At 70.8% G+C, this 14521-nt stretch carries 13 protein-coding genes; 5 read left to right on the top strand and 8 right to left on the bottom strand.

The annotated features are described in order from the left end of the window. Positions 1 to 27: 27 nt before the first annotated feature. From ACZ3X1_RS25955 to ACZ3X1_RS25945, 3 genes are all read right to left on the bottom strand, one after another. Positions 28 to 1119 (bottom strand): amidohydrolase family protein, encoded by a 1092-nt coding sequence (locus ACZ3X1_RS25955; protein ID WP_467281128.1) that lies wholly within the window; start codon positions 1117 to 1119, stop codon positions 28 to 30. A gap of 128 nt (positions 1120 to 1247) precedes the next feature. Next, the gene (locus ACZ3X1_RS25950) at positions 1248 to 1607 is read right to left on the bottom strand and encodes a hypothetical protein (RefSeq protein ID WP_356811988.1); all 360 of its coding nucleotides are present in this window, start codon (positions 1605 to 1607) and stop codon (positions 1248 to 1250) included. A 24-nt stretch (positions 1608 to 1631) separates the two neighbouring features. Continuing rightward, the gene (locus ACZ3X1_RS25945) at positions 1632 to 2579 is read right to left on the bottom strand and encodes a heme o synthase (protein ID WP_467281183.1); all 948 of its coding nucleotides are present in this window, start codon (positions 2577 to 2579) and stop codon (positions 1632 to 1634) included. A gap of 326 nt (positions 2580 to 2905) precedes the next feature. On the opposite strand from ACZ3X1_RS25945, the gene tkt reads away from it, so the two are divergent. From tkt to pgl, 5 genes are all read left to right on the top strand, one after another. Next, on the top strand, positions 2906 to 5008 hold the full coding sequence (gene tkt / locus ACZ3X1_RS25940; RefSeq protein ID WP_362631739.1) for a transketolase: 2103 nt from the start codon (positions 2906 to 2908) through the stop codon (positions 5006 to 5008). A gap of 32 nt (positions 5009 to 5040) precedes the next feature. Continuing rightward, positions 5041 to 6159: a transaldolase gene (gene tal, locus ACZ3X1_RS25935; protein ID WP_356811985.1), complete on the top strand. Its 1119-nt coding sequence runs from the start codon at positions 5041 to 5043 to the stop codon at positions 6157 to 6159. A 5-nt stretch (positions 6160 to 6164) separates the two neighbouring features. After that, positions 6165 to 7691: a glucose-6-phosphate dehydrogenase gene (gene zwf / locus ACZ3X1_RS25930; protein ID WP_356811984.1), complete on the top strand. Its 1527-nt coding sequence runs from the start codon at positions 6165 to 6167 to the stop codon at positions 7689 to 7691. After that, positions 7688 to 8731 carry a glucose-6-phosphate dehydrogenase assembly protein OpcA gene (opcA, locus tag ACZ3X1_RS25925; RefSeq protein ID WP_467281127.1) on the top strand — a complete coding sequence of 348 codons (1044 nt, stop codon included), beginning with the start codon at positions 7688 to 7690 and terminating at the stop codon, positions 8729 to 8731. Before zwf ends, opcA begins: the two co-directional genes overlap by 4 nt. Before the next feature lie 161 nt (positions 8732 to 8892). Then, positions 8893 to 9675, top strand: a complete 783-nt coding sequence (gene pgl / locus ACZ3X1_RS25920; RefSeq protein WP_467281126.1) for a 6-phosphogluconolactonase — start codon at positions 8893 to 8895, stop codon at positions 9673 to 9675. A 72-nt stretch (positions 9676 to 9747) separates the two neighbouring features. Here pgl and pgi read toward each other — a convergent pair whose 3' ends face one another. From pgi to ACZ3X1_RS25895, 5 genes are all read right to left on the bottom strand, one after another. Then, positions 9748 to 11403, bottom strand: a complete 1656-nt coding sequence (pgi, locus tag ACZ3X1_RS25915; protein ID WP_390075196.1) for a glucose-6-phosphate isomerase — start codon at positions 11401 to 11403, stop codon at positions 9748 to 9750. 150 nt (positions 11404 to 11553) lie between these two features. Then, complete coding sequence (locus ACZ3X1_RS25910; RefSeq protein ID WP_010352468.1) at positions 11554 to 11889, bottom strand: RNA polymerase-binding protein RbpA; 336 nt, start codon at positions 11887 to 11889, stop codon at positions 11554 to 11556. Positions 11890 to 12070: 181 nt separating this feature from the next. After that, the gene (secG, locus tag ACZ3X1_RS25905; RefSeq protein ID WP_356811981.1) at positions 12071 to 12301 is read right to left on the bottom strand and encodes a preprotein translocase subunit SecG; all 231 of its coding nucleotides are present in this window, start codon (positions 12299 to 12301) and stop codon (positions 12071 to 12073) included. Between the two features lie 129 nt (positions 12302 to 12430). Beyond that, positions 12431 to 13207 (bottom strand): triose-phosphate isomerase, encoded by a 777-nt coding sequence (gene tpiA, locus ACZ3X1_RS25900; protein ID WP_356811980.1) that lies wholly within the window; start codon positions 13205 to 13207, stop codon positions 12431 to 12433. A 6-nt stretch (positions 13208 to 13213) separates the two neighbouring features. After that, the gene (locus ACZ3X1_RS25895) at positions 13214 to 14425 is read right to left on the bottom strand and encodes a phosphoglycerate kinase (RefSeq protein WP_356811979.1); all 1212 of its coding nucleotides are present in this window, start codon (positions 14423 to 14425) and stop codon (positions 13214 to 13216) included. Positions 14426 to 14521 lie beyond the last annotated feature (96 nt).

The raw sequence follows: 14521 nt of genomic DNA, 5'->3' as shown, positions 1-14521 counted from the left end.
GCCGGGCGGTACGCCCCCGGACCGGCCTCACGGCCGGTCCAGCCGGTAGACGCGGCGGGCGTTGCCTGCCGCGACCATGGCCGCCACCCGGTCCGCGTCCCGCCAGGACCAGGACCCCTCGGCGACCCAGCCGCCCAGCACCCGGGTCAGCGCCTCCCGGAACACCAGGGCGCCCACCGCGTGCAGTTCGGGCAGCCGCCGTCCCCCGCTGGAGAACAGCAGCTTCCCGAACGGCGCGAGCTCCAGCAGCTCGGCCAGGACCGCCGCGGCCCGCGCCCCGGTGCGCCCGAGGCCCGCGCCCGTGTCGGCGTAGACGTGCGGGAAGGCCTCCGCGAGCCGCGCCGCGTGCCGGTGGTGGGGATATCCGCCGAGCAGCACCAGCCGCGTGCCCGACCCCGCGGTGGCCCGTACGAACCCGGTCAGCGCCGAGGGGTCCCCCGTACCGGTGTGCAGCTGGAGCGGCAGCCCGGACGCCACGGTGCTCCAGAGCAGGTGCCGCAGGAGCACGGGGTCCCGCAGCGCTCCGCCGCGCGCCCGCCCGGCCAGCCACCGTCCGGCCGCCCCGCGCACCTCACCCGGACCGGGCGGCTCGGGGTCGAGGAGCGGGCCGTCCGCGCGGCCGAGGGCCGTGGCGCAGGAGAAGGCGGCGGCCCCGGCGGAGGCGTGGTGCACGGCCTCGGCGAGATTGGCGAGGAAGGCGGCCACCGTCCCGGAGGTGTCGGCGGCCTGTTCGGCCAGTAACTCCAGTCCGACCGTCTCGAAGGCCTCGGCGCCGGCGGCCAGCGCCATGTCCTTGGGGCACGTCAGATCCCCGGCCATACCCGTGTCGACCAGGTAGGCGGCGACTCCGGACCCCTGCAGCAGCCGCCGCGCGGACTCGGCCGGGCCCAGCTCGCGGCGCCTGGCCAGATAGCGGGCGGGGGCGGCGTGCGGCTCCAGCCCCAGCAGCGGCGGACACCACCGGCGGACGGCGAAGCCGGTCTGGGTGTCGAAGAAGGTCGTGCCCGCGGCGGGCGGGCCGGCCGAGTGGATCAGCTGGGCCTCGAAGGTGCCCAGGCCCAGCTCCGTACGGAGGACTCCGTGGCAGTACTGGTCCACCAGGGGCGGCGTTTCGATCATCCGGGCATCCCGTTGCGGACGTGAGGAAGGCGCTTCCACACGTCCTAACGGGTGAGCGGGGTGTGAGGTGTTGCTCGGGCTGTTGACCGAGACCGCACTCCGGTCCTCAGGACGCCGTCCGGGGGCGGTCAGGCCGCCGGGTTCTCGGATCCGCCGAGCTGGATGCCGGCCATCCGCGACCACTCGTACGGGCCGGTCCGCACCCGCGCGGCGAACTCCCCGTCGAACTCCTCGTGGAGGGTCAGCCCGGCCTTCTGCGCGGCGAGCTGCGCCACCGCGAAGGTCGGGGCCACCAGGTCGCCCCAGCCGCCGTCCGTGCCCACGAGCACGATGCGGGTGCCGGCCTGGCCCATGTGGGCGAGCTGGCCCTCGGCGCCGCCGTGCTGCTTGGCGAAGGCGCCGATCTGCCTGGCCAGCTTCGCGGCGGTACGGTCCTGCTTCTTGTCCGCGGCGCCTGCGGCGGCCGCGCTGTCTGCGGTGTCTCCCATGGAGGCCATGCTACCGGCGAGTAATCAACGGAGGAAGGGATCCACGGCCACCGCCACGAACAGCAGCGACACATAGGTGATCGACCAGTGGAACAGGCGCATCTCCTTGAGCTTCGCGCCCGTCACGCCCGACTTGGCCCGCGCGTGCAGCGCGTGCGCCTCCCACAGCCACCAGCCGCCGGCCAGCAGCGCGACCGAGGTGTAGAACCAGCCGGTGTACCCCAGCGGGGTCAGCAGCAGCGAGACACCGACCATCACCCAGCTGTAGAGCACGATCTGGCGCGCCACGACCTTGTTGCCCGCGACGACGGGGAGCATCGGCACCCCGACGCGCGCGTAGTCGTCGGCCACCTTCATCGACAGCGGCCAGTAGTGCGGCGGCGTCCAGAAGAAGATGACGAGGAAGAGGATGACCGCGGCCCAGGAGAGCTCGTTGCGGACGGCGGACCAGCCGATGAGCACCGGCAGGCAGCCCGCGATGCCGCCCCAGACGATGTTCTGGGTCGTGCGCCGCTTCAGCAGCATCGTGTAGACGACGACGTAGAAGAGGAGCGCCCCGAGGGAGAGCGCCGCCGACAGCCAGTTGACGAGCAGGCCGAAGAACAGGGTGGAGACCACGCCGAGCGTGATGCCGAAGACCAGGCACTCCCGCGGGCTGACCATGCCGGTCACCAGCGGGCGCTGCGAGGTGCGGTCCATCAGCGCGTCGATGTCGCGGTCGATGTACATGTTCAGCGCGTTCGCGCCGCCCGCGGACAGGTAACCGCCTACGCAGGTCACCAGGACCAGCCACAGCGACGGAACGCCCTGCTCCGCGAGGAACATCACCGGCACTGTGGTGATCAGCAGAAGTTCGATGATCCGCGGCTTGGTCAATGCCACGAAAGCCATGACGCGGGTCCCGAACGGCCGGTGACCGGGGCTCGTCCCGAGCACCCCCGCTGGACGGGATTCGACGGCCGTCACGCACACCCCTGAGAGAGAATCCAGCAAGCTCCGACTCGGGCCGTTCACAACATGAAGGCCCGGTTAAGGCTTGCGCGTACCACGCCACTGTAGACGTTGCGCTTACGTCGCCCCGCGCCGGGGTCGCCTCGTGTTGAGCCGATCGGACCGTGCATACATACGGGGGACGACACCGCCCGCGCCCCGTGGCCGGGTGAACGCGGGCCGGCGGAGCGGTGACGGACCGCCTGCACTCGAATAGCTGCACGCCGTTGCGGGGGTAGGCTCGGAATCGCGCCGGTGCACCGTTCGTCACCGGGATACAAACATGTGGAGAGGAGCCCTGACCCACGGTGAGCACCAAGCCGACCACCACAGAGCTCGAGTGGACCGAACTGGACCAGCGGGCCGTCGACACCGCCCGCATCCTGGCCGCTGACGCGGTCCAGAAGGTCGGAAACGGCCACCCCGGTACGGCGATGAGCCTGGCCCCCGCCGCGTACACCCTCTTCCAGAAGGTGATGCGGCACGACCCGGCGGACCCCGAGTGGGTGGGCCGCGACCGTTTCGTGCTCTCCGCGGGGCACTCGTCCCTGACCCTCTACACCCAGCTGTACCTGGGCGGGTTCGGGCTGGAACTGGACGACCTGAAGTCGTTCCGCACCTGGGGCTCCAAGACCCCCGGCCACCCGGAGTACGGCCACACGGCCGGCGTCGAGACCACCACCGGCCCCCTCGGCCAGGGTGTCGCCAACGCGGTGGGCATGGCCATGGCCGCCCGCTACGAGCGCGGTCTCTTCGACCCGCAGGCCGCCCCCGGCACCTCCCCGTTCGACCACATGGTCTACGCGGTCGCGGGCGACGGCTGCCTCCAGGAGGGCATCTCCCACGAGGCGTCCGCGCTGGCCGGCCACCAGAAGCTGGGCAACCTCGTCCTGCTGTGGGACGACAACCACATCTCCATCGAGGGTGACACGGAGACGGCCGTCTCCGAGGACACCATGAAGCGCTACGAGGCGTACGGCTGGCACGTCCAGCGCGTCGAGCAGCAGGAGAACGGCGACCTCGACCCGAAGGCGCTCTTCGCCGCCCTCCAGGCCGCCAAGGCCGTCACGGACCGCCCGTCCTTCATCGCGGCCCGCTCGATCATCGCCTGGCCCGCCCCGCACGCCCAGAACACCGAGGCCGCCCACGGCTCGGCGCTCGGCGACGACGAGGTCGCGGCCACCAAGCGCGTGCTCGGCTTCGACCCGGAGCAGACCTTCGAGGTCTCCGACGAGGTCATCGCCCACACCCGCAAGGCCCTGGACCGCGGCCGCGAGGCCAAGGCCGCCTGGGAGAAGGACTTCTCCGCCTGGCGCACCGCCAACCCGGAGCGCGCCGCCGAGTTCGACCGCATCAACGCCAACGAGCTGCCCGCGGGCTGGGAGGACAAGCTCCCCGTCTTCGAGACCGGCAAGGGCGTCGCCACCCGTGCCGCGTCCGGCAAGGTCCTGCAGGCGCTCGGCGCGGTCATCCCGGAGCTGTGGGGCGGCTCGGCCGACCTGGCCGGCTCCAACAACACCACCATCGACAAGGACTCCTCGTTCCTGCCGGTGGGCAACCCGCTGCCGGAGGCCGACCCGTACGGCCGCACCATCCACTTCGGCATCCGCGAGCACGCCATGGCCGCGGCCATGAACGGCATCGCGCTGCACGGCCACACCCGCATCTACGGCGGCACCTTCCTGGTGTTCTCCGACTACATGCGCAACGCCGTGCGCCTGTCCGCGCTGATGCACCTGCCGGTGACCTACGTGTGGACGCACGACTCCATCGGCCTCGGCGAGGACGGCCCCACCCACCAGCCGGTCGAGCACCTCGCCTCGCTGCGCGCGATCCCGGGCCTGAACATCGTCCGCCCGGCCGACGCGAACGAGACCGCCATCGCCTGGCGCGAGATCCTGCGCCGCCACACCAAGGTCTTCGGCAAGGGCGCCCCGCACGGCCTGGCGCTGACCCGCCAGGGCGTGCCGACCTACGAGCGCAACGAGGCCGCCGCCAAGGGCGGGTACGTCCTGTTCGAGGCCGAGGGCGGCCCGGCGCAGGTCGTCCTCATCGGCACCGGCTCCGAGGTGCACGTGGCCGTCGAGGCCCGCGAGCAGCTCCAGGCCCAGGGCGTCCCGACCCGGGTCGTCTCGATGCCGTCGGTCGAGTGGTTCGAGGAGCAGAGCCAGGAGTACAAGGACAGCGTCCTGCCGCCGTCGGTCAAGGCGCGCGTCGCGGTCGAGGCGGGCATCGGCCTGACCTGGCACCGCTACGTCGGCGACGCCGGCCGGATCGTGTCGCTGGAGCACTTCGGTGCCTCCGCCGACGCGAAGGTGCTCTTCCGCGAGTTCGGCTTCACCCCCGAGAACGTGGTGGCCGCCGCACAGGCCAGCATCGATGCAGTACGCCTCGCCGCCGCCGCGCGCTGACGCCGCACGCAACCAGTAGGAGATGTAATCCCATGACAGACGCACTCAAGCGCCTCTCCGACGAAGGCGTCGCGATCTGGCTGGACGACCTGTCCCGCAAGCGCATCACGTCCGGCAACCTGGCCGAGCTCATCGACCAGTCGCACGTGGTCGGTGTCACCACCAACCCGGCGATCTTCCAGAAGGCGATCAGCGGCGGCGAGGGCTACGAGCAGCAGCTCACCGACCTCGCGACCCGCAAGGTCACCGTGGAAGAGGCCCTGCGCATGATCACGACGGCGGACGTCAGGGACGCCGCCGACATCCTGCGCCCGGTCTACGACCGCACCGACGGCCAGGACGGCCGCGTGTCCATCGAGGTCGACCCCCGTCTGGCGCACGACACCGCTGCGACCGTCGCCGAGGCCAAGCAGCTCGCATGGCTGGTGGACCGCCCGAACACGCTCATCAAGATCCCGGCGACGAAGGCCGGCCTTCCGGCGATCACCGAGGTCATCGGCAAGGGCATCAGCGTCAACGTCACGCTGATCTTCTCGCTGGAGCGCTACCGCGAGGTGATGGACGCGTACGTGGCCGGTCTGGAGAAGGCCAAGGCCGCCGGCCTGGACCTCTCCCTGATCCACTCGGTCGCCTCCTTCTTCGTGTCCCGCGTGGACACCGAGATCGACAAGCGCCTGGACGCCGTCGGCACCGACGAGGCGAAGGCCCTCAAGGGCAAGGCGGCCCTCGCCAACGCCCGTCTGGCCTACGAGGCCTACGAGGAGGTCTTCTCCTCGGACCGCTGGACCGCCCTGGAGCGCGCCGGAGCCAACAAGCAGCGTGCGCTGTGGGCCTCGACGGGCGTCAAGGACCCGGCGTACAAGGACACCCTGTACGTGGACGACCTGGTCGCCCCGAACACGGTGAACACCATGCCGGAGGCCACCCTGGAGGCCGCCGCGGACCACGGGCAGATCACCGGTGACACCGTCCGCGGTACCTACGAGCAGGCCCGCGCCGAGCTCGACGCGGTCGCGAAGCTGGGCATCTCGTACGACGATGTCGTGCAGCTGCTGGAAGACGAGGGCGTCGAGAAGTTCGAGGCGTCCTGGAACGACCTGCTGAAGTCGACCGAGGCGGAGCTCGAGCGCCTCGCCCCCACGGAGGCCTGAACACCTTGTCTCTCAACGGAGCGAACCCGCTTCGTGACGCACAGGACCGGCGGCTCCCGCGCATCGCGGGGCCGTCCGGCCTGGTCATTTTCGGCGTTACGGGTGACCTGTCGCGCAAGAAGCTGATGCCTGCCGTCTACGACCTGGCCAACCGCGGCCTGCTCCCGCCGGGCTTCTCCCTCATCGGGTTCGCCCGCCGGGAGTGGGAGCACGAGGACTTCGCCCAGGAGGTGTACGAGGCGGTCAAGGAGCACTCGCGCACCCCCTTCCGGGAGGAGGTCTGGCAGCAGCTGGTCCAGGGCTGCCGCTTCGTCCAGGGCGACTTCGACGACGACGCCGCCTTCGAGACGCTGAAGGCGACGATCGACGAGCTCGACAAGGCGCAGGGCACCGGAGGCAACTTCGCCTTCTACCTGTCCGTCCCGCCGAAGTTCTTCCCCAAGGTGGTCCAGCAGCTCAAGGACCACGGCCTGGCGCAGAAGGAGGGCTCCTGGCGGCGTGCCGTCATCGAGAAGCCCTTCGGCCACGACCTGAAGAGCGCCGAGGAGCTCAACAAGGTCGTCCACGAGGTCTTCCCGCGTGACGAGGTCTTCCGGATCGACCACTACCTCGGCAAGGAGACCGTCCAGAACATCCTGGCGCTCCGCTTCGCCAACACCATGTTCGAGCCGATCTGGAACCGGTCGTACGTCGACCACGTGCAGATCACCATGGCCGAGGACATCGGCATCGGCGGCCGGGCGGGCTACTACGACGGCATCGGCGCGGCCCGCGACGTCATCCAGAACCACCTGCTCCAGCTGCTCGCGCTGACCGCGATGGAGGAGCCCGGCTCCTTCCACCCCAAGGCGCTGGTGGCGGAGAAGCTCAAGGTCCTGACGGCGGTGCAGCTGCCGGAGGACCTGGGCAAGCACACCGTGCGCGGCCAGTACGCGGCGGCCTGGCAGGGCGGCGAGAAGGTCGTCGGGTACCTCGAAGAGGACGGCATCGACCCCAAGTCGAAGACCGACACCTACGCGGCCATCCGCCTGGAGATCAACAACCGCCGCTGGGCGGGCGTCCCCTTCTACCTGCGGACGGGCAAGCGCCTGGGCCGCCGGGTGACCGAGATCGCGGTCGTCTTCAAGCGGGCCCCGTACCTGCCCTTCGAGTCGGGCGCGACCGAGGAGCTGGGGCAGAACGCCCTGGTCATCCGGGTCCAGCCGGACGAGGGCGTGACGGTGCGCTTCGGTTCCAAGGTTCCGGGCACCTCCATGGAGGTCCGGGACGTCACGATGGACTTCGCCTACGGCGAGTCCTTCACGGAGTCGAGCCCCGAGGCGTACGAGCGGCTCATCCTCGACGTGCTCCTCGGCGACGCGAACCTCTTCCCCCGTCACCAGGAAGTGGAGCTGTCCTGGAACATCCTCGACCCGATCGAGGAGTACTGGGACAAGCACGGCAAGCCCGCGCAGTACCCGGCGGGCACCTGGGGGCCGGTCGAGGCGGACGAGATGCTCGCACGAGACGGACGGAGCTGGCGCCGGCCATGAAGATCGACCTCACGGAGACCAACTCCAGCAAGATCAATGCTGCGATGGTGCAGGCACGCCGGGACATCGGCACGCCGGCCGTCGGCATGGTCCTCACGCTGGTGATCGTGACCGACGAGGAGAACGCGTACGACGCGCTCAAGTCGGCGAACGACGCGTCCCACGAACACCCCTCGCGGATCGTCGTCGTCATCAAGCGGGCCAGCCGCTCGCCGCGCAGCCGCCGTGACGCCCGGCTCGACGCGGAAGTCCGCGTCGGGGCGGACGCCGGCAGCGGTGAGACGGTCGTGCTGCGCCTTCACGGCGAACTGGTCGACCACGCCCAGTCGGTGGTTCTCCCGCTGCTCCTTCCGGATGCGCCTGTGGTCGTCTGGTGGCCGGACGGTGCTCCCACGGACCTGGCGGGCGATCCGCTGGGTGCGCTCGGGCAGCGCCGCATCACGGACACGTACTCCTGCGAGAACCCGGTCGGGATGCTCGGCGCCCGGGCCGGCGCGTACGCACCGGGGGACACGGACCTGGCGTGGACCCGGATCACCCCGTGGCGCTCGATGCTGGCCGCGGCGCTGGACCAGCAGGCCCTGACGGTCGTCTCGGCGACCGTCGAGGGCGAGGGCGACAACCCGAGCTGTGAGCTGCTGGCCATGTGGCTGGCGGACCGGCTGCAGGTCCCCGTCCGCCGCCAGTTGTCGCCTGGGCCGGGCCTGACCGCCGTACGTCTGGCGACGAAGGACGGCGACATCGTCCTGAACCGGGCGGACGGCGGGCTGGCCACGCTGTGCATGCCGGGGCAGCCCGACCGGAACGTGGCGCTCAAGCGCCGCGACACGGCCGAGCTCCTGGCGGAGGAGCTGCGCCGGCTGGACCCGGACAACACGTACGCGGCCTCGCTGAAGTACGGCGTGTCGCAGCTGGCGGCGGCGAGCGTCGCGCCCGCGCCCGCGCCCGAGGCTCCCGCGAAGGCGGAGGAGGCCGCTCCGGCCAAGGCCGAGCCCTCGAAGCCGGCCGCCAAGCCGGCGAAGAAGGCCCCGGCCAAGTAGGTGCGGCCGCTGCGCGGAAGCCCTTGCCCCACCCCGCCCCTTCTCCAAACCGGGGCGGAGCCCCAGGAAACGGCGAAAGGGCGGGGCGGGGAGCGGCTCCGCGCAGCGGTGTGCGCACCACCGCACACCCTGAACTACACAGAAGGCGGCAGCACATGGGTATGACGACTCCTCAGGTCGTCGTCCACCGGGACAAGGAACTGATGGCCCAGGCCACCGCGGCCCGGCTCATCACGAAGATCGTGGACGCCCAGACGGCCCGCGGCACCGCGTCCGTGGTCCTCACCGGCGGACGCAACGGCAACGGGCTCCTCGCCGCGCTGGCCACCGCCCCGGCCCGCGACGCGATCGACTGGCAGCGGCTCGACCTGTGGTGGGGCGACGAGCGGTACGTGCCCGCCGACGACCCCGAGCGCAATCACACCCAGGCCCGCGCTGCCCTCCTGGACTCCGTCCCGGTCGACCCCGCCCGCGTGCACGCCATGCCGGCCTCGGACGGCCCCTACGGCGCCGACGTGGACGCGGCGGCCGCCGCGTACGCGGCCGAGCTGGCCAGGGCGGCCGGCCCGGAGGACCACGGCCCGGTCCCCACCTTCGACGTGCTGATGCTGGGCGTCGGCCCGGACACGCACGTGGCCTCGCTGTTCCCCGAGCACCCTGCGACCCGGGAGACCGACCGCACGGTCGTCGGCGTGCACGGCGCCCCCAAGCCCCCGCCCACCCGGATCTCACTGACCCTCCCGGCCATCCGGGCGGCCCGCGAGGTCTGGCTGCTGGCGGCGGGGGAGGACAAGGCCGGAGCGGTAGCCATCGCCCTCGGCGGGGCGGGCGGCGTGCAGGCGCCGGCCGCGGAGGCGTACGGGCGCTCGCGCACCCTGTGGCTCCTGGACCGTGCGGCGGCGGCCAAGCTGCCGTCCGGGATGTATCCTCCGGCCTCCTCCTGACGGGAGCCGACTGACGGGAGCCGACGCGAAGGGCCCGCCCTCCTCCGGGAGAGCGGGCCCTTTGCGCACCCGTCAGCCGCGTCCGCGCAGCGTCCGGTAGGTGGTCACCAGCGCCTGCGTCGAGGCGTCCAGACCGGGCACGTCCGCGCCTTCGGTCAGGGCGGGCTCGATGCGCTTGGCGAGCACCTTCCCGAGTTCCACGCCCCACTGGTCGAAGGAGTCGATGTTCCACACGGCGCCCTGGACGAACACCTTGTGCTCGTACAGCGCGATCAGCTGGCCCAGTACCCCGGGGGTGAGTTCCGTGGCCAGGATGGTGGTCGTCGGATGGTTGCCGTGGAAGGTCTTGTGCGGGACCAGCGACTCCGGCGCCCCTTCCGCGCGGACCTCGTCGGCCGTCTTGCCGAAGGCCAGTGCCTGGGTCTGCGCGAAGAAGTTGGCCATCAGCAGGTCGTGTTGGGCCGCCGGGGCGGCTTCCAGCTCGGCCACCGGGTTCGCGAAGCCGATGAAGTCCGCGGGGATCACCTTCGTCCCCTGGTGGATGAGCTGGTAGTAGGCGTGCTGGCCGTTGGTGCCGGGCGTGCCCCAGACCACCGGGCCGGTCTGCCACTCCACCGGATTGCCGTCGCGGTCCACGGACTTGCCGTTGGACTCCATGTCCAACTGCTGCAGGTACGCGGTGAAGCGCGAGAGGTAGTGGCTGTACGGGAGCACCGCGTGCGACTGCGCGTCGAAGAAGGCGCCGTACCAGATCCCCAACAGGCCCATCAGCAGCGGGGCGTTCTCCTCGGCGGGCGCCGTGCGGAAGTGCTGGTCCATCAGGTGGAAGCCGGCCAGCAGGTCGCGGAAGGCGCCCGGGCCGATCGCGATCATCAGGGAGAGCCCGATGGCCGAGTCGAAGGAGTAGCGCCCGCCGACCCAGTCCCAGAACTCGAACATGTTGGCCGGGTCGATGCCGAACTCGGTGACCTTCTCCGCGTTGGTCGACAGCGCCACGAAGTGCCGTGCCACGGCGGCCTGGTCGCCGCCCAGTCCGGCGAGCAGCCAGCTGCGCGCCGACGTGGCGTTCGTGATGGTCTCGATGGTGGTGAAGGTCTTGGAGGCGATGATGAACAGCGTCTCCTCCGGGTCCAGGTCGCGCACGGCCTCGTGCAGGTCCGCCCCGTCGACGTTGGACACGAAACGCACGGTCAGGGCGCGGTCGGCGAAGGCGCGCAGGGCCTCGTAGGCCATGGCGGGACCGAGGTCGGAGCCGCCGATGCCGATGTTGACGACGTTCCTGATGCGCTTGCCGGTGAAGCCGGTCCACTTCCCCGACCTGATCTGCTCGGAGAAGGCCGCCATCTTGTCGAGGACCGCGTGCACGCCGGGGACGACGTCCTCGCCGTCCACCTCGACGACGGTGTCGGCCGGTGCGCGCAGCGCGGTGTGCAGGACCGCCCGGTCCTCGGTCGTGTTGATCTTCTCGCCGCGGAACATGGCCTCGCGCAGCTCGGCCACGCCCGTCGCCGCAGCCAGTTCGCGCAGCAGCTCCAGCGTCTCGTCGGTGACGAGGTGCTTGGAGTAGTCGATGTGCAGGTCGCCGACCCGCAGCGTGTAGCCGGCGCCGCGGCCGGGATTCTCCTCGAACAGCTGCCGCAGATGCGTCTGGCCGAACTCCTCCCGGTGCTTGCCGAGTGCCTGCCACTCGGGCGTCCGGTTGAGCTTCGTACGGCTGCCTGCGTTCATCTCGGACATCAACCCACTTCTTCCGTCCTGTCGTGCCCCGCCGTCCACCAACTTAAGGGATCACAAGCGGCGCAACGCACACAAAGAGGCCCGGCCCCGCAGGAGAGGTTCCTGCGGGGCCGGGCCACACGTCACATTCGCCGGGCGGGGTCAGATCTCGCCCCGGAGCTTGGCGAGCGCCTCGGCGAGGATCGCCTCGCCGTCGGCGTCGGAGCGCCGCTCGCGCACGTACGCCAGGTGCGTCTTGTACGGTTCGGTGCGCGGCGGCGCGGGCGGGTTGTCCCGGTCCTGGCCGGCCGGGAACCCGCAGCGCGGGCAGTCCCAGGTGTCCGGCACCTGCGCATCGCTGGCGAAGCTCGGCTGCGTCTCGTGCCCGTTCGAGCACCAGAAGGAGATGCGCAGGCGGGGCGCGGACTCCCCGCGCTCTGCCTCACCCATCGGCCCCGCTCCGACCCGGCTACCACGGATCGCGTTGCCACTTGCCACGGTCGTAACTCCCTGCGTGATGGTGCCGCGGAGTGTGAGTGGAATTTCCGCCGCGGAGCGCCCAAGTCTACGTAAGGCCCAACGCACGTCCAGTGAGCGGAGTTACTGATTCCACGTCGTGAACGCCAGCCTCATGATAGGCCGGGCGATGCCGACCGGACTGCCGGAATGGCGAGAACGGTCAGCTGCCCGTCTTCATCACGAGGCCGAGCGCGACGATGCACGCGAACCAGAGCAGACCCACCACGACGGTGATGCGGTCCAGGTTCCGCTCCGCGACGGAGGAGCCGCCGACCGACGACTGCATGCCGCCGCCGAACATGTCGGAGAGGCCGCCGCCCTTGCCCTTGTGCATCAGCACGAGCAGCATCAGCAGGGCGCTGAAGACGATCAGGGCGATCGAGAACCCCATAATCACGGCTGATTCCTACTTTCTGGCTTTTCAGGCTTTCCGGCTTTGCGAGATGTGCGCGGGGGCCAGCGGCTGGTGGTTCAGCCTCTGGCCCCCGCAAGGGTACGACGGATCGGCCCTACCGCATACTCACTGGTCGCGGAAGCGGACGATCTTGACGAACTCGTCCGCGTCGAGCGCCGCGCCGCCGATCAGGGCGCCGTCGACGTCGGGCTGCGCCATGATCGCCGCGATGTTCCCGGACTTCACGGAGCCGCCGTACTGGATGCGGACCTTGTCGGCCAGCTCCTGCGAGTACAGCTCCGCGAGGCGGCCGCGGATCGCCCCGCAGACTTCCTGGGCGTCCTCGGGGGTGGCGACCTCGCCGGTCCCGATGGCCCAGACGGGCTCGTAGGCGATCACGATGGACTCGACCTGCTCGGCCGGGACGTCCTTGAGGCCGCCGTCGAGCTGGGTGAGCGTGTACGGGACCTGCTGGCCGGCCTTGCGGATGTCCAGGCCCTCGCCGACGCACAGGATCGGGGTGATCCCGTGCTTGAAGGCGGCCTTGACCTTGGCGTTGCAGATCTCGTCGGTCTCGCCGTGGTACTGGCGGCGCTCGCTGTGGCCGACGGCCACGTACGTGCACCGCAGCTTCGACAGCATCGGGCCGGAGATCTCGCCGGTGTAGGCGCCGGAGTCGTGCGCGGAGATGTCCTGGGCGCCGTACTTGATCTTCAGCTTGTCGCCGTCGACCAGGGTCTGGACGGAGCGCAGGTCGACGAAGGGCGGCAGGACCGCGACCTCGACGGCGTCGTGGTCCTTGTCGGTGAGCGCGAAGGCGAGCTTCTGGACGTGGGCGATGGCCTCGAGGTGGTTGAGGTTCATCTTCCAGTTGCCCGCCATGAGCGGGGTGCGGGTGGTCATACGGCTTCAGCCCTCCAGGGCGGCGAGGCCGGGGAGCGTCTTGCCCTCGAGGTACTCGAGGGAGGCGCCGCCGCCGGTAGAAATGTGGCCGAAAGCGTTCTCGTCGAAGCCGAGCGTGCGGACCGCGGCGGCAGAGTCGCCGCCGCCGACCACGGTGAAGGCGTCGCTGTCGACGAGGGCCTGCGCGATCGCGCGGGTGCCGCCGGCGTAGTCGGGGTGCTCGAAGACGCCCAGGGGGCCGTTCCAGAAGACGGTCTCCGCGTCGGCGATCTTCGAGGCGTACAGCTCACGGGTCTTCGGACCGATGTCCAGACCCTCCTTGTCGGCGGGGATCTTGTCCGCGTCGACGGTGGTGTACTCGGCCGGGGCCTTGGTCTTCAGGTCGGGGAAGTCCGTCGAGGCCAGGATGTCGACCGGCAGGACGAGCTCGACGCCGGTGGACTCGGCCCGGGCCATGTACTCCTTGACCTTGTCGACCTGGTCCTTCTGGAGCAGGGAGATGCCGACCTCGTGGCCCTGGGCGTGGAGGAAGGTGTAGGCCATGCCGCCGCCGATCAGGAGGCGGTCGGCCTTGCCGAGCAGCTCGTCGATGACGGCGAGCTTGTCGGAGACCTTGGCGCCGCCGAGGACCACGACGTACGGGCGCTTGACCTCGTCCGTCAGCTTCTTCAGGACGCCGACCTCGGTGGCGATGAGCTGGCCGGCCGCGTGCGGGAGCCGCGCGGGCAGGTCGAAGACCGAGGCGTGCTTGCGGTGGACGGCGCCGAAGCCGTCGCCGACGTAGATGTCGGCGAGTTCCGCGAGCTGGTCCGCGAAGGCGCCGCGCTCGGCGTCGTCCTTCGAGGTCTCACCGGCGTTGAAGCGGAGGTTCTCGATGACGGCCACCTGGCCGTCGGTGAGGGCGGCGACGGTCTCCTTGGCGGAGGAACCCACGGTGTCGGTGGCGAACGCGACGTCCGCGCCCAGCAGTTCACCGAGGCGCGCGGCGGCCGGCGCGAGCGAGAAGGCCGGCTCCGGGGCGCCCTTGGGGCGGCCGAGGTGCGAGGCCACGACGACGCGGGCGCCGGCTTCGGCGAGCTTCGCGATCGTGGGCTGGACGGCGCGGATGCGGCCGTCGTCGGTGATCGTGCCCTCGGCGAGCGGAACGTTGAGGTCCGCGCGGACGAAGACCCGCTTGCCCTTGACGCCTTCGGCGAGCAGTTCGTCGATCGTCTTCATGTGTTTCTGACTCCTTTGGGCGCCCGTGTCGGGGGCGAAGAACGACTGGCAAGCTACAGGGTCCGGGCTGCGCATCGTCGCGCGGCCCGGACCCTG

This window comes from Streptomyces sp. NPDC023541 (genome assembly GCF_055559995.1).
Note: the sequence above shows the minus strand (reverse complement) of the source record. Positions and strands in the feature narration are given on the sequence as shown.